General features: G+C 60.7%; 14 protein-coding genes. 9 read left to right on the top strand and 5 right to left on the bottom strand.

Annotated features, from left to right (window positions below):
* The first annotated feature begins 141 nt into the window (after positions 1 to 141).
* Entirely contained in the window at positions 142 to 480 is a 339-nt protein-coding gene (locus ACCD02_RS12815) for an aspartate-semialdehyde dehydrogenase (protein ID WP_413301985.1), read from the top strand.
* An 85-nt stretch (positions 481 to 565) separates the two neighbouring features.
* On the opposite strand, the gene ACCD02_RS12810 is transcribed toward ACCD02_RS12815, so the two are convergent.
* The 3 genes from ACCD02_RS12810 to ACCD02_RS12800 form a co-directional block, all read right to left on the bottom strand.
* On the bottom strand, positions 566 to 1759 hold the full coding sequence (locus ACCD02_RS12810) for an aminotransferase class V-fold PLP-dependent enzyme (protein ID WP_413301982.1): 1194 nt from the start codon (positions 1757 to 1759) through the stop codon (positions 566 to 568).
* Positions 1756 to 2223 carry a RidA family protein gene (locus tag ACCD02_RS12805; RefSeq protein WP_413301979.1) on the bottom strand — a complete coding sequence of 156 codons (468 nt, stop codon included), beginning with the start codon at positions 2221 to 2223 and terminating at the stop codon, positions 1756 to 1758. The genes ACCD02_RS12810 and ACCD02_RS12805 overlap by 4 nt, the downstream gene beginning before the upstream one ends.
* Positions 2224 to 2314: 91 nt before the next feature.
* Positions 2315 to 3250: a LysR substrate-binding domain-containing protein gene (locus tag ACCD02_RS12800; protein WP_413301976.1), complete on the bottom strand. Its 936-nt coding sequence runs from the start codon at positions 3248 to 3250 to the stop codon at positions 2315 to 2317.
* Between the two features lie 110 nt (positions 3251 to 3360).
* Between ACCD02_RS12800 and ACCD02_RS12795 the strand changes: the two genes are divergently transcribed.
* On the top strand, positions 3361 to 3519 hold the full coding sequence (locus tag ACCD02_RS12795; protein WP_259099029.1) for a hypothetical protein: 159 nt from the start codon (positions 3361 to 3363) through the stop codon (positions 3517 to 3519).
* A 156-nt stretch (positions 3520 to 3675) separates the two neighbouring features.
* Positions 3676 to 3792 (top strand): cytochrome c oxidase subunit CcoM, encoded by a 117-nt coding sequence (gene ccoM, locus ACCD02_RS12790; RefSeq protein ID WP_413301973.1) that lies wholly within the window; start codon positions 3676 to 3678, stop codon positions 3790 to 3792.
* 183 nt (positions 3793 to 3975) lie between these two features.
* Here the strand turns inward: ccoM and ACCD02_RS12785 are convergent, their stop codons facing one another.
* Both ACCD02_RS12785 and ACCD02_RS12780 read right to left on the bottom strand, forming a co-directional pair.
* Entirely contained in the window at positions 3976 to 4446 is a 471-nt protein-coding gene (locus ACCD02_RS12785) for a MaoC family dehydratase (RefSeq protein ID WP_413301970.1), read from the bottom strand.
* A 39-nt stretch (positions 4447 to 4485) separates the two neighbouring features.
* Positions 4486 to 5430, bottom strand: a complete 945-nt coding sequence (locus ACCD02_RS12780) for an alpha/beta hydrolase (protein ID WP_413301969.1) — start codon at positions 5428 to 5430, stop codon at positions 4486 to 4488.
* Between the two features lie 372 nt (positions 5431 to 5802).
* On the opposite strand from ACCD02_RS12780, the gene fadD2 reads away from it, so the two are divergent.
* The 6 genes from fadD2 to ACCD02_RS12750 all read left to right on the top strand — a co-directional run bounded on the left by fadD2 (position 5803) and on the right by ACCD02_RS12750 (position 17245).
* Positions 5803 to 7491: a long-chain-fatty-acid--CoA ligase FadD2 gene (gene fadD2 / locus ACCD02_RS12775; protein WP_413301966.1), complete on the top strand. Its 1689-nt coding sequence runs from the start codon at positions 5803 to 5805 to the stop codon at positions 7489 to 7491.
* 346 nt (positions 7492 to 7837) lie between these two features.
* A complete protein-coding gene (fadD1, locus tag ACCD02_RS12770) occupies positions 7838 to 9529 on the top strand; it encodes a long-chain-fatty-acid--CoA ligase FadD1 (RefSeq protein WP_413301963.1) in 1692 nt (563 codons plus the stop codon).
* Positions 9530 to 9791: 262 nt separating this feature from the next.
* On the top strand, positions 9792 to 13703 hold the full coding sequence (gene hrpA / locus ACCD02_RS12765) for an ATP-dependent RNA helicase HrpA (protein ID WP_413301961.1): 3912 nt from the start codon (positions 9792 to 9794) through the stop codon (positions 13701 to 13703).
* A gap of 297 nt (positions 13704 to 14000) precedes the next feature.
* Positions 14001 to 15122: a beta-ketoacyl-ACP synthase III gene (locus tag ACCD02_RS12760; protein ID WP_413301959.1), complete on the top strand. Its 1122-nt coding sequence runs from the start codon at positions 14001 to 14003 to the stop codon at positions 15120 to 15122.
* A 121-nt stretch (positions 15123 to 15243) separates the two neighbouring features.
* Positions 15244 to 16191, top strand: coding sequence for a dermonecrotic toxin domain-containing protein (locus ACCD02_RS12755; protein ID WP_413301956.1), 948 nt, complete (start codon positions 15244 to 15246; stop codon positions 16189 to 16191).
* Positions 16121 to 17245 (top strand): GNAT family N-acetyltransferase, encoded by a 1125-nt coding sequence (locus ACCD02_RS12750; protein WP_413301953.1) that lies wholly within the window; start codon positions 16121 to 16123, stop codon positions 17243 to 17245. Before ACCD02_RS12755 ends, ACCD02_RS12750 begins: the two co-directional genes overlap by 71 nt.
* The last annotated feature ends 146 nt before the right edge of the window (positions 17246 to 17391 follow it).

Raw genomic sequence — 17391 nt, 5'->3', positions numbered from 1 at the left:
AAACCGCGCATTCGTCGGCGGATGCCGACAATTAGGCCGCTTCAGGGCACTTGTTGGTTAAAACATAGTCGGATCTTTCTAACCAACAGCCTCAAGTCGGCAAACAATTGGCCGACAGCTACTCAATAGGAGATCGAAATCATGTTGCAACCGACGCTTCCGTTGAGTGCGGTGCCCATTACCTCGCAACTGGACCCCGCCCGGCAATTACCCGAGATTCCTCCGGTCGCCCCGGTGCAGCCCAGCTCTGCCGAGGTGACCATAGACATGCGCAAGGAAGAAGCCGAGCGCGAGGCACTGTATCTGTACGAAGAGCAGCAGCGCCAGCAGAAGCAAAAACAACAGGAAGAAAACGGCGAACCGGTGGTTGAGCACCTGGCATTGCCGGGGCACTCGCTCAATGCCGATAACACAGTGCCTGTGGTGCCGCTGATCGATAACGAGCCGCGACAGGGGATGTGGGTAGACGTTGAAGTCTGAAATTCTCTGGATTGGCCTGTGGGACCGGCTTCAGCCGGGAAGAGGTATTTCCGGCTAAAACCGGTCCCACAGATAAACAGCGCATTCAGCTTCCAATCATTCGCAATGCCTGCACCAACTCCTCGATCTCCTCCTCAGTATTCAGATAACTCACCGACACCCTGGCAATAGATCCCAGCCCCCGCGCCTGCATGTCCAGCGGTGTGTAGGCCACGCCATTGGCGCCGATATTGATGCCGTGCCGGGCGAGATTCTCCTTTAGGGCGTTGGCGTCCCAGCCCTGCAGGTTCAGGGCGATCAGGCCCGATTGCTGCCCCGGCTCGCCAAGGTCATGCAGGGTCAGCCCGTCGACCGACGCCAGTTGCTCACGGGCGAACGCAGCCAGATGCGTAACACGCTGGCGGATGCGCGCAATTCCCAGCTCCAGAGCCTCAGCCAATGCGTTATCAAGCCCGGCCATCAGCGCCAGGGACACTTCGCTGGTCTCGAAGCGCCGGGCATCGCCGCGCGGGTGGAAGTGCTCGCCGTTCTGCGGTGCCGACAACACGTCGAGAAACGGCGGTTGCAGCCGCTCGATGAAACCTTCGCGGATATACAGCAGGGCAGTGCCCCGCGGCCCGCGCAGATACTTGCGGCAAGCGCCCTTGAGTACATCGCAGTTCAGCGCATGGACATCGACCTCGATCTGTCCAAGCGCCTGTCCGGCATCGATGAAATAGGCGATGCCGTGACGCCGGGCAACGGCGCCAATGGCCGCGGCTGGATTGATCAGCCCGCCGTTGGCAGGCAGCCAGGTCAGGGAAATCAGTCGCACCCGCTCATCGATCATGGCTTGCAGAGCCTCCACCGAAACGGCACCCGAGGCGTTGCACGGAATCGTTTCGACACTCGCACCCGCCGCCACCGCTTGAGCCATGCAAGCCAGGTTGCCGCCCCATTCCTGGCGCCCGACCAGAATGCGATCGCCTGCGCGCCACGGCCCCAGCCCGGCGAACGCCATGCCCCAGGCCGCCGAGCCGCTGCTGCTGAACGCCACCGAGGCCGTTGCTGCATTGATCAATCGAGCCGCACGTTGTCGGGCACTTTCCTGCAGCGCGGCACCCTGGGCGGCGGCTTCCATCGGACCGCTCAGGGCCTCGCGCTGCAATTGGCCGATGATTGCATCAAGGGTGGCCTGGCTGGGCAGGGAGGCGCCGGAGTGGTTGAAGTGGATGACCTGGCTGCAACCGGGGGTGGCGGCGCGCAGGCTGCGGACTTCCTCTTCATCGATGCCGCTCATGGCTGCAACTCGAAGACGGCGTCCACCTCTACGGCTACGCCCTGAGGCAGGGCGGCGACGCCGACGGCGGTGCGTACATGCCGACCGGCCTCGCCAAGGGCATTGACCAACAGGTTCGAGGCGCCGTTGGCGACGACGCCCTGACGCTGAAAGTCAGGCGTGCAGGCAACGAACACACCCAGGCGCACGATACGGACCAGTTTCGATAAGTCGTCATCAAGAACGTCGGCCAGATGCGCGAGCAGACCCAGGGCGGCCAGTTCCGCAGCGGCGATGCCATCCTCCTCGCTGAGCGATTCGCCCAGACGCCCCTGATAGGCAGGTGCGCCATCGCGCATGGGAATCTGCCCCGAGATATACAGCATGTTCTGGCTGCGCACGGTACTGACGTAATTGGCGACCGGGCTGCTTGGCGCGGACAGTTGCAGGTCGAGGTGTTGCAGGCGTTCGGACAGACGGACCATGGCGGCGTACTCCAATGAGGGATACACCCACAATGGAAGTCGGCCGACTGGACGACAAACGGATAGATTTCAGTCGACGTATCTAAAACTCTCATCCATGTTCAAGGCATTCGCTCAGCAGCCAGTCCGAAAAGCGTCGCGCCGCATCGCTCATGGGCCCGCCTTGGCTGACCAGCCAGTAACCAATGTTGCTTTCATAAGGCATGTCGTCCAGCAGCTCTACCAGGGAGCCGTCCTGCAAGCGCCGGCTGATCAGGCGCTGGCGGCCCATGGCGATGCCCTGGCCGGAGATCGCGGCTTCGACCACGATGTTGTAGTCGTGCAGCATCAGGCTCGGCACCGTGCTGATATCCAGACGGTGCTTCTTCGCCCAGTCCAGCCATTCGAACTGGCTGTGGGCGGCAACCGCTGATTGCGAGGTGAGCAGGGGGCCGGGGTTGAGGTCCGGGCGCTTGCGGTTTTTTTGAGCGGCCAGCCATTGAACCTTGAAAGCCGGGCTGCACACCGGCGCCAGGCGCTCGCTCATCAACAGCTCCGCGTTGACGTTGGCCCAGCCACCCTTGCCATAGCGTATCGCCAGCTCCACTTCCTCCCCGGCAACATCCGCCAGTTGCCAGGACGGCAGCAGCTCGACCTGTATATCCGGATTGGCCAGCAGAAAGCCGGACAGCCGCGGTGCCAGCCACAGAGTGGCGAAGGATGCCAGCAGGCCGATACGCAAAGTACGCGGCTGGGCCGTGTGGCTGCGCAAGGATCGGGTGGCGGCGGCGATGGTTTCCAGGGCCTGGCGCACTTGTGGGTAATAGTGCTCGCCCACCTCGGTCAGCGCGATAGCGCGGGTGCGGCGAATGAACAGGCGGCAGTCCAGATGCTGTTCGAGTTTCTGCACCTGATGGCTGAGGGCGCTTTGGGTCACCGACAGTTCCTGCCCGGCCTTGATGAAACTCAGGTGCCGGGCTACCGCCTCGAAGGCGCGCAGGCTGAGCAGGGGCGGGAGATCGGCGTGCAGGGGCGGCAGTGGCTCCAAGAGGGTCGTCCTGTCAAAAGCGTCCTGATGAAAGAAGGCCCAGCCACTGGTCATGGCCGATGCGATTGCGCATTATTACCTCTGGTCCCGCTGTTCGAGAACTGTAAGCCATGAGCGAAGACGAGAAACTGATCGACCTGAGTGCCGAGCGTGCCAAGCGGGTGCACGATCTGAACGACAAGCGCTTGAACGAGGTGCGCAACGCCTTCGAGCAAGCCATGCCGATGAAAGGCAAGAAAAAGCCGAAAAACAAGCCTAAAAAACGCTGAAACCTCTGTCTTTACCCCATTTCTGTTGACCCACGTCAGTTCGCCATGCGCTCGTAGCCCGAGTCCGTGGCGCTATTGACGTGGGTCAATTTCCTTCGGCGCGTCGCTGGGTAATCTTGCTCCATCGAACGTACGGACAGGGAAGGAGGCGCAGTTATGTTTCTCGACAATGTGGTTGTCGCCGGAGTTGTTACCGTCGGCCTGATGGTGCTGTTTTTCGCAGGCCTGGGCATTTTCATCTGGAAGGACTCGCACAAGCGCAAGCCGGATTGAGTCTTTCTAAAACAAGAGCACGCAAGGCATTTTGGGCGACTTCGGTCGCCCTTTTTTTTGCCTGAAATTCAGGTGCTTACTGTGGGAGCGAGGCTTGCCCGCGAAAGCATCATCTCAATTTTCCTGGTGCACCGCGTTATCGTTATTCGCGGGCAAGCCACGCTCCCACAGGTTTGGGCAGATTCAGCCAATGCTGATAGCAGGCAGCGTTGTCAGGGTCACAGTCTGCTGCTTGCGCGGTGCAAGAATCTCGGCTTCGCCATCGACTACCAATTCATCGTTCTGGTTGAACACGCGGGTGGCAATGCGTACGCGGAATTTCGGCAGTTTTTCCAGGATTTCCAGGCGTACGGTCAGGGTATCGCCCAGTTTCACCGGTTTCTGGAAGCTCATCTGTTGACCGATGTAGATGGTGCCCGGGCCAGGCAACTCACAAGCCACTGCCGCACTGATCAGGGCGCCACTGAACATGCCGTGGGCAATGCGCTCCTTGAACATGGTCTTGGAGGCATATTCGGCGTCCAGGTGAACCGGGTTGTGGTCGCCGGACATGGCGGCGAACAACTGGATATCGCGCTCTTCGACGGTTTTGCTGAAGCTGGCGGTCTGGCCGACTTCCAGGGCTTCGTACGGCGTGTTGGTGACTTCGGTCATGGGTGATCCTGAATAAGGGAATTGTGTAACTACATATGACTATTCTGACCGACGTGGCCTGGGTTGTTCCAGCGTGTGATCGAGCCAGTCGATGACATCGCGGGTGACCTCGTCGCGATTGCTCTCATTGAACAGCTCATGCCGTGCCTGCGGGTAGATCTTCAGCTGTACGGATTGATGACCTGCCTCGCCCAGTGCATCGGCAAGATCCTTGAGACGCTTGCCTTGGCTCACCGGATCACATTCGCCGCCAATGATCAGTAAAGGCAGGCTGCCATCTATCTGTTTGAGGTTGGCGGGCTTGCTGATCTGTTGCAAGCCGCCGAGCAGATCGATCCAGAACTGATTGGTGCAACGAAAGCCGCACAGCGGGTCGCTGATATACAGATCGACCTCCCGGGGATCGCGGCTGAGCCAGTCGAAACGCGTGCGGGCGGGCTTGAAGGCCTTGTTGAAGTTACCAAACGACAGCCATTCGATCAGCGCACTGCGCCCGGTCGGCCCTTGGCGCCAGCGTTCCAGGCGGGCAATCTGCCGGGCGCTGCGGTACAGCGAGACCGGCTGATAGTTGGAGCCGCTGAGAATCGCGCCCTGCAAACTGGCGCCGTGGTACATCACATAGGCCTGGGCGATATAGCTCCCCATGCTGTGGCCCAGCAGGAATATCGGCAGGTCCGGATGCTTTTGGCTGATTGACTGGCTCAGGCTGGCCAGGTCGTCCACCACCTTGCTCCAGCCGTTCTCGTGGGCGAAATGCCCGAGCACGCCCTGTGCGGCGGTCTTGCCGTGGCCGCGCTGGTCGTGGGCATACAACGCAATACCGGCAGCACAGAGCGCCGCGCCGAGCCGGGCATAACGGCCGCTGTGTTCGGCCATGCCATGGGACAGCATGACCACGGCACGGGAGGGGAGATCGGGCAGCCAGGCATTGACGAACAGGCGGCTGTGATCACTTGTATCGAGCCAGAAAACTTCGTGTTTCATGTAGACGTCCCAGTGCCGGAGGTGGCGTGTATGACAAGTGTAGAGCGGGTGGGCAGCTGCAACCGAGTCAGATTCCCTGCGTTGGAGCGAGGCTGACCCGCGAAAGCAGTTTTTAGCCGCAAAATGTTTCAGCTATCACGACCATTTCACGGGCGAGCCCCGCTCCAACAGCCGCCACTCTTTGTGGACAAATTCCGCTTGCTTGTCTGTTTTTGCCTTGCCTGAACTTCGCTCGCCGACTTTCCCCACAGGCTCTAGATTCACGCCGCTGATGACACTATGCCTGCTATTTGCCTTCCCTGTGTTCCCTGCTAACGTCGGGCAAGACCCGCTTTAGCGGGCCAGATACTCTCAGGTAAGAGGACAAAAACAATGCAACCTGATTTCTGGAATGACAAACGCCCCGCTGGTGTACTCCCTGAGCTGGATCTACAGGCTTACAAATCCGTTATCGAAGTGTTCGAGCGTTCGTGCAAGAGGTTCGCTGACCGGCCCGCCTTCAGCAATATGGGCGTGACCCTGACCTATGCCGAACTGGAACGTCAGTCCGCTGCGTTTGCCAGTTATTTGCAGCAACACACTGAGCTCAAGCCGGGCGATCGCATTGCCGTGCAGATGCCCAACCTGCTGCAATACCCGATTGCCGTGTTCGGTGCCATGCGCGCGGGGCTGATCGTGGTCAACACCAATCCGCTGTACACCGCTCGTGAAATGCGCCATCAGTTCAAGGATTCCGGTGCCCGCGCTCTGGTCTACCTTAACCTGTTCGGCAAGCTGGTCCAGGAAGTGCTGCCTGACACCGAGATTCAGTATCTGATCGAAGTTAAAATGGGTGACATGCAGTCCGCCGCCAAGGGCTGGCTGATCAATACCGTGGTCGACAAGGTCAAGAAGATGGTGCCGGACTATGACCTGCCCCAGGCCATAGGTTTCAAGCGCGCCCTGCACCTGGGCAGCCAACAGCAGCACAAGCCGGTCCCGGCCAGCCTTGGCGACATCGCCGTGTTGCAATACACCGGCGGCACCACCGGCCTGGCCAAGGGCGCCATGCTCAGCCATGGCAACCTGGTAGCCAATATGCAGCAGGTCTACGCCTGCATGCTGCAACACGGCCCGGATGGCGCAGCGATGTTCCAGGAGGGCAAGGAAATCATGGTGGCGCCGCTGCCGCTCTACCATATCTATGCCTTCACCGCGAACTGCATGTGCATGATGGTCAGTGGCAATCACAACATCCTGATTACCAATCCGCGAGATATCGGGGGCTTTATCAAGGAGCTGAAAAAGTGGCGTTTCTCGGCCATGATCGGGCTCAACACCCTGTTCGTCGCGCTGATGAATCACCCCGACTTCAAGACCCTGGATTTCTCCAGCCTCAAAGTGACCAACTCCGGCGGCACGGCCCTGGTCAAGGCCACGGCCGAGCGCTGGGAAGAAATCACCGGCTGCCGGGTGGTGGAAGGTTATGGCCTGACCGAAACCTCGCCAGTTGCCAGCACCAACCCCTATGGCGACAAGGCGCGCCTGGGTACGGTGGGCATGCCCGTGCCGGGCACGTCGATGAAAGTGGTCGATGACGAGGGTATCGAGCAGCCTCTGGGCGAGCGCGGCGAGCTGTGCATCAAGGGGCCGCAGGTGATGTTGGGCTACTGGCAGCGTCCGGACGCTTCCGCCGAAGCCCTGGATGGCGAAGGTTGGCTGAAGACCGGCGATATCGCCGTGATCGATGCCGACGGCTTTGTCCGCATCGTCGACCGCAAGAAGGACCTGATCATCGTCTCCGGTTTCAACGTCTACCCCAACGAGATCGAGGACGTGGTCATGGCTCACCCGTGCGTAGCCAGTTGCGCCGCCATCGGCGTGCCGGACGAGCGGTCCGGGGAAGCGGTGAAGCTGTTCGTGGTGCCACGGGCGGCGGGGGTCAGCGTTGATGAGCTCAAGGCCTACTGCAAGGACAACTTCACAGCCTACAAGGTGCCCAAGCACATCGTGTTGCGTGAGTCATTGCCAATGACGCCGGTGGGCAAGATCCTGCGGCGGGAGTTGCGCGATATTGCATAAATAGTAAGGGTCGCTTTGTTCTGTGGGAGCGAGGCTCGCCCGCGAAAGCAATGGTTTAGCCTCAGCAGGTCTGTCGCATGTACCAACGTTTTCACGGGCAAGCCTTGCTCGCATAAGGCCTTGTAAATCGGTAAATAGAATCTTTGCTCTAAAAGTGACCTGATAATATTTAACAGTCATTTTATAACTATACAGGCCGATTTTGGCTCTATGCGACCCGTGGCAAAGCTGCTACTCTCGGCCCGCTTTTTGACCGGTCTCTCTGCAAAAAGCAATTCCAAAAACACAAAAAAATCACTGCATCCAGCAGTGTGAAGAATTCGCTGTCGCTGAGGAGTCGGCTTCCATGATCGGAAATTTCTGGAAGGACAAGTACCCGTCCGGTATCGCTGCCGAGATCAACCCTGACGAGTACCCAAACATTCAGTCGGTGTTGAAATTGTCTTGCGAGCGTTTCGCGAGCAAGCCGGCCTTCAGCAATCTCGGCAAGACCCTCACCTACGGTGAAATGTACGAGCTGTCGGGCGCTTTCGCCGCCTGGCTGCAGCAACACACCGACCTGCAACCCGGCGACCGCATTGCCGTGCAGTTGCCCAACGTTCTGCAATATCCGGTCGCGGTATTCGGTGCCATTCGTGCCGGGCTGATTGTAGTCAATACCAACCCGCTGTACACCGCGCGGGAAATGGAACACCAGTTCAACGATTCCGGGGCCAAGGCCCTGGTCTGTCTGGCGAACATGGCGCATCTTGCCGAGAAGGTGGTGCCCAAGACCCAGGTCAAGCATGTCATCGTCACTGAAGTCGCCGACCTGCTGCCGCCGCTCAAGCGCCTGCTGATCAACAGCGTCATCAAGTACGTGAAGAAAATGGTCCCGGCCTATCACCTGCCTCAGGCCATCAAGTTCAATGACGTACTGGCCAAGGGCCGTGGCAAGGCCGTCAAGGAAGCCAATCCGGCCAGCAGCGACGTCGCTGTCCTGCAATACACCGGCGGCACCACGGGCGTTGCCAAAGGGGCGATGCTGACTCACCGCAACCTGCTGGCCAACATGCTGCAAAGCAAGGCGCTGATGGGCTCCAACCTGCATGACGGTTGTGAAATCCTGATCACGCCGCTGCCGCTGTACCACATCTACGCCTTCACCTTTCACTGCATGTCGATGATGCTGATGGGCAACCACAACATCCTCATCAGCAACCCCCGCGACCTGCCTTCCATGGTCAAGGAGTTGTCAAAGTGGAAGTTCAGCGGCTTCGTCGGCCTCAACACCCTGTTCGTTGCCCTGTGCAATGACGCCAACTTCCGCAACCTCGATTTCTCGGCCCTGAAAGTCACCCTGTCGGGCGGTATGGCCCTGCAGCAGGCGGCGGCCGAGCGCTGGAAGCAGGTCACCGGCTGCGGCATCTGCGAAGGCTACGGCATGACCGAAACCAGCCCGGTAGCCACGGTCAACCCGATGGAAACCAACCAGATGGGTACCATCGGCATTCCGGTGCCGTCGACCCTGTGCAAGGTGATCGATGACGCTGGCAATGAACTGGCCCTGGGAGAAATCGGCGAGTTGTGCATCAAGGGCCCGCAAGTGATGAAAGGCTACTGGCAGCGTCCGGACGCCACTGCCGAGATCCTCGATGCCGATGGCTGGCTCAAGACCGGTGATATCGCGCTGATCCAGCCCGATGGCTTCATGCGCATTGTCGATCGCAAGAAAGACATGATTCTGATCTCCGGCTTCAACGTGTACCCCAACGAACTGGAAGACGTTCTCGCCACCTTGCCGGGCGTGCTGCAATGCGCGGCCATCGGCGTGCCGGACGAGAAGTCGGGTGAAGCGATCAAGGTGTTCGTGGTGGTCAAGCCGGGCCTGACCCTGACCAAGGACCAGGTCAAGGACCACATGCGCGCCAACCTCACCGCTTACAAAGTGCCGCGCAGCATCGAGTTCCGCGACTCCCTGCCGACCACCAACGTCGGCAAGATCCTGCGCCGCGAGTTGCGCGATGAAGAGTTGAAGAAGCTGGGTTTGAAGAAGTAACGCCTGCTGGCTCCCAGCCATTTATATTGGGCCGGGTTGCTGAGCATGAATTCTGTGAGATCGAACTGTGGGAGCGAAGTCATTCGCGAAGGCGGTGGTACATTCGATATATCTTCATCGTCTGTAACGCTGTCTTCGCGAATGAATTCGCTCCCACATTGGTTTGGGCTCCCTCTTGGCTCTGTTGATACACAGTCGTCACGACCCGCCCCAATCTGCGACAATCCCCGCCTTTGCATTCCAAGAAGACCCTGCGCGCCAGATGACCGACGAATCGCCCTCTATCGACCAACTCCTGAAAAACCTCGACCACGCGATGATCAGCGAGCGGCATCGTCTGCGTCGCCAGTTGCACGATCTGCGCAAGAAGCCCGACGAAGTTCGTCTGGCTCAGTGGGTGGAGCGGGTGCAGGCTTCGTGCGCCCAGGTCACGGCGCGGCGGGCCAGCCTGCCGGTGATTCGCTATGACGACAACCTGCCCATCGCCGCCAAGCGCGATGAGATCAAGGCGGCGCTGCTCAAGCATCAGGTGTTGATCATTGCCGGCGAGACGGGCTCGGGCAAGACCACCCAGTTGCCGAAGATCTGCCTGGAAATCGGTCGCGGCCAGCATGGTCTTATCGGCCATACCCAGCCCCGGCGGATTGCCGCGCGCAGCGTTGCCAGCCGGGTTGCCGAGGAACTGGGCACGCCGTTGGGCGCGCTGGTCGGCTATCAGGTGCGCTTTGAGGATCAGAGCGACAGCAATACCCTGATCAAGCTGATGACCGACGGCATCCTGCTGGCGGAAACCCAGCACGACCGTTTTCTCGAGCGCTACGACACCATCATTGTCGACGAAGCCCACGAACGCAGCCTGAACATCGACTTCCTGCTTGGCTATCTGAAGACCCTGCTGCCGCGGCGCCCGGACCTGAAGGTGATCATCACCTCGGCGACCATCGACCTGGAGCGCTTCTCCGAGCACTTTGACAAGGCACCGATCATCGAAGTGTCCGGGCGTACCTTCCCGGTGGATACCTGGTACCGGCCCCTGACCAGTGAGCAGGACGAGGAGGGCAACAGTGTCGAGGACGATCTGACCGTGGATCAGGCGATTCTCGCCACCCTCGACGAACTGGCCGCCTTCGAACGCAGCGAACGCAAGAGCCCCGGCGATGTGCTGGTGTTCCTCCCCGGCGAGCGGGAAATCCGTGACGCGGCAGAGCTGCTGCGCAAGGCTCAGCTCAAGCACACCGAGATCCTGCCGCTGTACGCGCGCCTGTCGCCGGCCGAGCAGCAGCGGATTTTCCAGTCCCATCCGGGGCGTCGAGTCGTTCTCGCAACCAACGTCGCGGAAACCTCCCTGACGGTGCCGGGCATTCGTTATGTGATCGACACCGGTACTGCGCGGATCAGTCGCTACAGCTACCGGGCCAAGGTCCAGCGCCTGCCCATCGAGGCGATTTCCCAGGCCAGCGCCAACCAGCGCAAGGGCCGTTGCGGTCGGGTCGAGCCGGGTCTGTGCGTGCGTCTGTACAGCGAGGAAGACTTCAACAGTCGCCCGGCCTTTACCGATCCGGAAATCCTGCGTACCAACCTGGCAGCGGTGATCCTGCAGATGCTGCACCTGCGCCTGGGGGAGATCACCGCATTCCCGTTTATCGAGCCGCCGGATGGCAAGGCCATCAGTGACGGTTTCAACCTGTTGCAGGAGCTCTCGGCGGTCAACCGCGAGAATCAGCTGACGCCTCTGGGCCGACAGTTGGCGCGCCTGCCGGTGGACCCGCGCATGGGTCGCATGCTGCTGGAAGCGGCCAAACAGGGCAGCCTGCAGGAAGTGCTGATCGTCGCCAGTGCCATGTCCGTGCAGGACGTGCGCGAGCGCCCGCCGGAGCGCCAGCAGGCCGCCGATCAGGCTCATGCGCAGTGGAAGGACGCCGATTCCGACTTCGCCGGCCTGGTCAATCTATGGCGTGGTTTTGAAGAACAGCGGCAGAACCTCACCGCCAGTCCGCTGCGCAACTGGTGTCGCAAGAACTTCCTCAACTATTTGCGTCTGCGTGAATGGCGCGACTCCCATCGCCAGTTGAGCCTCATCTGCCGCGACCTGCAACTGACCCTCAACAAGGAACCGGCCGACTACGGCAAGTTCCACAAGGCCGTGTTGTCCGGGCTGCTCAGCCAGATCGGTCAGAAAACCGAAGACGGCGACTACCTTGGTGCCCGTCAACGGCGCTTCTGGATCCACCCGTCGTCGGGCCTGGGCAAGAAGCGTCCGCAATGGCTGATGGCGGCTGAACTGGTGGAGACCACCAAGCTCTATGCGCGCATGGTGGCCAAGATCGATTCCGACTGGATCGAGCCGCTGGCCGGGCACCTGATCAAGAAGAACCACTTTGAGCCGCACTGGGAGAAGAAGCGCGGGCAGGTCGTGGCCTACGAGCAGATCACGCTGTTCGGCCTGATCGTGGTAGGTCGTCGTCCGGTGCACTTCGGTCCGATCGATCCGGTGGTGTCCCGCGAATTGTTTATCCGCGAAGCTTTGGTGCGCGGCGAGATCCAGTCCCGGGCCAAGTGCCTGACGGCCAATACCCGTCTGCTTGAACAACTCGACGAGCTGGAAGCCAAGGCCCGTCGTCGCGACATCCTGGCCGACGAAGACACGCTGTACGCCTTCTACGAGGCGCGAATCCCTGCCGAGATCCATCAGACCGCGACCTTCGACAGCTGGTACAAGATGGGCAGCCAGAAAGACCCGCAGCTGCTGATCATGCGCGAGGAAGATGTGCTGGCCCGTGAGGCCAACGAAGTCACCGCCGCCCATTACCCGGACACTCTGCGCCTGGGTGAGCTGTCCCTGGCCCTGACCTACCATTTCGAGCCGAACCATCCCCGCGATGGCGTGACCCTGCGGGTGCCGGCGCCGTTGCTCTTGTCGTTGCCCGCCGAGCGTCTGGAGTGGCTGGTGCCGGGTCTGCTGGAAACCAAATGCATTGCCCTGGTGCGCAACCTGCCCAAGGCGATCCGCAAGAACTTCGTGCCGGTGCCGGACTTCATCAAGGCGGCCCTGCAACGCATCACCTTCGGCGAAGGCTCGCTGCCCCAGGCCCTGGGCCGGGAACTGCTGCGCATGACCGGTGCGCGGGTCAGCGACGAAGCCTGGGCCGAGGCGGCGCAGCAGGTGGAAAGCCACCTGAAGATGAATCTGGAAATTGTCGACGGCGAGGGCAAGTTCCTCGGCGAAGGGCGTGATCTGGACGAGTTGACCGCGCGCTTCGCTGAAGCGAGTCAGGCTGCCCTTGCCGTACCGCAGACTGCGAAAAGCCAGCAGCCGGTGGAAGCCAAGGTCTTCGCCGCCGTGGCCGAGAAAACCCAGCAGAACATTGCCGGGCTGTCGATGACGGTGTACCCGGCATTGGTGGAAGAGGGCGGCGCGGTCAAGGAAGGCCGCTTCTCGACCCAGGCCGAGGCCGAATACCAGCATCGTCGTGCCTTGCAGCGCCTGTTGCTGCAACAGCTTGCCGAGCCGGCCAAGTTCCTGCGTGGCAAATTGCCCGGCCAGACCGAGCTGGCCTTGCTCCATCGCGAGCTGGGCCGGGTCGATGCGCTGATAGAGGATATTCTCCTGGCCAGCCTCGACAGCTGCATTCTCGAAGGCGAAGACAACCTGCCGCGCGACGGCGCCGGGCTGCTGTCCCTGGCCGAGCGCAAGCGTGGCAACTGGACCGAGCACGCCGAGCGTCTGGCACGCCTGACCCTGGAAACCCTCAAGCTCTGGCACGGCCTGCAGAAGCGCTTCAAGGGCAAGATCGACCTGCAACAGGCCGTGGCCCTCAACGATATCAAGGCGCAACTGGGCAATCTGGTCTACCCGGGCTTCGTGCGTGAGACCCCGGCGCAGTGGTTCAAGGAGCTGCCCCGATATCTCAAAGCCGTTGAACTGCGCCTGGAAAAACTGCCGGGCCAGGTGCAGAAGGATCGGGTCTGGAGCATCGAACTGAGCGGCCTGTGGGCGCAATACCAGGCCCGCGCCAGTAAACATGCCCAGGAAGGCAAGCGTGACCCGGAACTGACCACCTATCGCTGGTGGCTGGAGGAATACCGCGTGTCGCTGTTCGCCCAGCAGTTGGGGACGAAAATGCCGGTGTCCGACAAGCGCTTGAGCAAGCAGTGGAGCGTCGTCGAGGGCTGAGGACAGCTGTGGGACCGGCTTTAGCCGGGAAGGGGCTGGCACTGCCGATGCATCTACTGCGCTTGTTCCATCGTCTTCCCGGCTGAAGCCGGTCCCACACAGCCCTGTGTTTCCTGCTTGATCCTGTGATTTCCAGCCGCCCGGATAGCGCCAAACCCCCGCCGTTATGGCACACTTCGCCGCTTAAATACCGCGCATTCGCGGTTCTTGAATTTTGTGTTGGCACGTATGTTCCATTTTACGTGCCGTACCTGGGCAGGTCGTTACCTGCATTGATCAAACAAGAGAGGAACGACCGTGCACAACGTCGTCATCAGCGGCACCGGGCTGTATACCCCGGCCAACAGCATTTCCAACGAAGAGCTGGTGCAGTCTTTCAACACTTACGTTGCCCAGTTCAACAGCGAAAACGCCGCCGCCATTGAGAGCGGCGAAGTCCAGGCGCTGACTGAGTCCAGCGCTGCGTTCATCGAAAAGGCTTCGGGTATCAAGAGCCGTTTCGTCATGGACAAGGACGGCATTCTCGATCCACAGCGCATGAAGCCGCGTCTGCCGGAGCGCTCCAACGACGAATGGTCGATCCTCTGCCAGATGGGCGCCGCCGCTGCCGAACAAGCGCTGCAACGCGCGGGCAAGACCGCCGCCGATATCGACGGCGTGATCGTCGCCTGCTCCAACCTGCAACGGGCTTACCCGGCCATTTCCATCGAGATCCAGGCCGCTCTGGGCGTTCAGGGTTTCGGTTTCGACATGAACGTCGCGTGCTCCTCGGCGACCTTCGGCATTCAGGCCGCCAGCAACAGCGTGCAGCTGGGCCAGGCCCGTGCGGTACTGGTGATCAGCCCGGAAATCTGCACCGGCCACCTGAATTTCCGCGACCGCGACAGCCACTTTATCTTCGGCGACGCTGCCACCGCCGTTGTCGTGGAGCGTGCCGATCTGGCCACTTCGCCTTACCAGTTCGACATCCTTGGCACCAAGCTGCTGACTCATTTCTCCAACAGCATTCGCAATAATTTCGGCTTCCTCAATCGCGCGGCGGAAGAGGGCATCGGCGCGCCGGACAAGCTCTTTGTCCAGGAAGGCCGCAAAGTGTTCCGCGAAGTCTGCCCGATGGTCGCGGAGCTGGTGGGCAAGCACATCGAGGAAACCGGCCTTAACGTCAGCGACGTACAGCGCTTCTGGCTGCACCAGGCCAACCTGAGCATGAACCACCTGATCGTCAAGAAACTGCTGGGCCGCGAAGCCAGCGTCGAAGAGGCGCCGGTGATTCTCGACACCTATGCCAACACCAGTTCAGCCGGTTCGGTCATTGCCTTCCATACCTATCAGGATGACTTGCCAAAAGGCTCGTTGGGTGTGCTCAGCTCGTTCGGTGCCGGTTATTCCATTGGTAGCGTGATCCTGCGCAAGCGCTGAGTGAAGGCGCTTCCTACGAAATAAATGGATCCAATCCTCATAGGGCGATAACCGGCTATATCATCTGCGGGCTGTCCGGGCAGTACCTTGAATGCTTCTCATCCAGTATTCGAGGTCCCTTATGTCAGAGACATCCACGCAGATGGTCGTCGCGTCCCTGCCGTCCCTTTGCACGTCAGCCCATCCCGCTGCCAGATTCTTCGGCATGGCCGGGCCCGATGCGCAATGGCTGGAGCAACCGCTGCCTGAATGGTACCTGGCCGCTCCCGAGCCGTTGCGTAAACGCCTGCGTGACAGTCATAGATGCAGCCTGTTTTCCCTGCGCATGCTGGCGTCGCAGGCCTTCAACCCGTCGATATCCACCGCGCCGGGGCAACCCATCGCCAGGGCGTGCATGAACTACGAGCGCGATATAGTCGATACCCTGGCGCATATTGCGCTGATGAAAGCCCATATCGGCGAAGCGGCCCATGCCATGCTGATGGATATGCTCAAGCCCGAGCGTACGCCACGCTGGGACGAACACGGCGTGCGCTATCGGCAACTGCGTATGCTCGACACTTATGCCTTTTCCGGCAGCCTGTTGCACGGCGTCCTGTTGGTGCAGCAGGACCGCGTCGATGCCGATAATCAGGCGTGTCTGGTCTATATGCCTGGCGAGCCCGAGCATCCCCTGAGGGAATATCCCTGCCTTGGCCGGTTTGTCGAACGGCTCGCGGCCAAGCTGCTGGACCGGCGCTATCAGGTCTATTTCCAGCGGTTTATCCGGGATGACCAAAGCCCGGAGTTTTTCGTCCGGCTCAACGAACGCCTCTCTGGTGCGGGCTCGTCCGATGTCGAGTCGCTGATTCAGGTACATGCCACCTCCACGCCGCCGTTCGAGGGGCTATATGAGCATCGCCGACACAAACTCCATGAAGATGCGCCGGGCGACCGTGAACAATCACCGGCAATAAGGGATACTCGCGGGCACGTCCGCAGCTTCTGGGGAGCCCCGCATGCCCGTACAGACCACCGACAGCCTGAGCAGGATTGCGCCTTCGCAATGGGATGCCCTCCTGCCGGATGACCAGCCGTTCCTGCGTCACGCCTTCCTCAGTGCCCTGGAAGACAGCGGCAGCCTCGGCCCGCGCTCCGGCTGGCGGCCTGAACATCTGCTGCTGGTGGAAGACGAGCGCTTGATCGCGGCCATGCCGGCCTATCGCAAGTGGCATTCATACGGCGAATACGTGTTCGATCATGCCTGGGCCGATGCCTGCCGCCGTGCCGGCATCGCTTATTACCCGAAACTGCTGGCGGCCGTACCGTTCAGCCCGGTAGGCGGTGCGCGGATTCTCGCGGCGACGCCACAGGTCGGGCGGGAGCTGCTGAGCGTTCTGCCGGAGTATGCCGAGCGCGAGCAGCTGTCGAGTGTGCACGTCAATTTCACCGATGCCTTCGCCGACAGCCTGCTCGCCGAAGAACCTGCCTGGATGCAGCGCTATGGCTGCCAGTTTCATTGGCGCAACCGCGACTATAGGGATTTCCAGGATTTCCTCGATGCGCTCAGCTCGCGCAAGCGCAAGCAGATGCGCAAGGAACGTGAGCAGGTGGCGGGGCAGGGAATCGAGTTCGAATGGTTGGAGGGTCATCAGCTCAGCGAGGTGTTGTGGGATTTCGTCTACGCCTGCTATTCAAATACCTATGAGGTCCGTGGGCAATCGCCTTACCTGACGCGGGAGTTCTTCAGTCTCATAGCCGAACGTATGCCTGAAGCCATTCGCGTGGTCCTGGCCCGCCAGGGTTCACGGCCAGTGGCCATGGCCTTCAGCCTGATTGGCGGCGACAGTTTCTACGGACGCTACTGGGGCTGTCTGGCGGAGTTTGACCGCTTGCACTTCGAGACCTGTTTTTATCAGGGCATGGACTTCGCCATCGCCCGGGGCCTCAAGCGCTTCGACGCTGGCGCCCAGGGCGAGCACAAGCTGGTTCGCGGCTTCGAACCGGTGATTACCCGCTCGTGGCATTACCTGTCCCATCCGGGGCTGAAGAATGCCGTCAGCGAGTTTCTTGAACAGGAGCGGGTCGGGGTGCTGGCGTATGCCGAGGATGCACGGACGGCGTTGCCGTATCGGCAAGAGTGATGCAGACCCCAGCCATTGATTCAATGGGACCCCAAACACGGTGTGAGCGATTCTGTGGGAGCGAATTCATTCGCGAAGAGGCCGGTACACGCGCCCTATATCCATCGTCGCAGATAATGCTTTCGCGAATGAATTCGCTCCCACAA

The organism is Pseudomonas sp. Pseusp88 (assembly GCF_047303955.1).
Classification (GTDB): Bacteria; Pseudomonadota; Gammaproteobacteria; order Pseudomonadales; family Pseudomonadaceae; genus Aquipseudomonas.
Note: the sequence above shows the minus strand (reverse complement) of the source record. Positions and strands in the feature narration are given on the sequence as shown.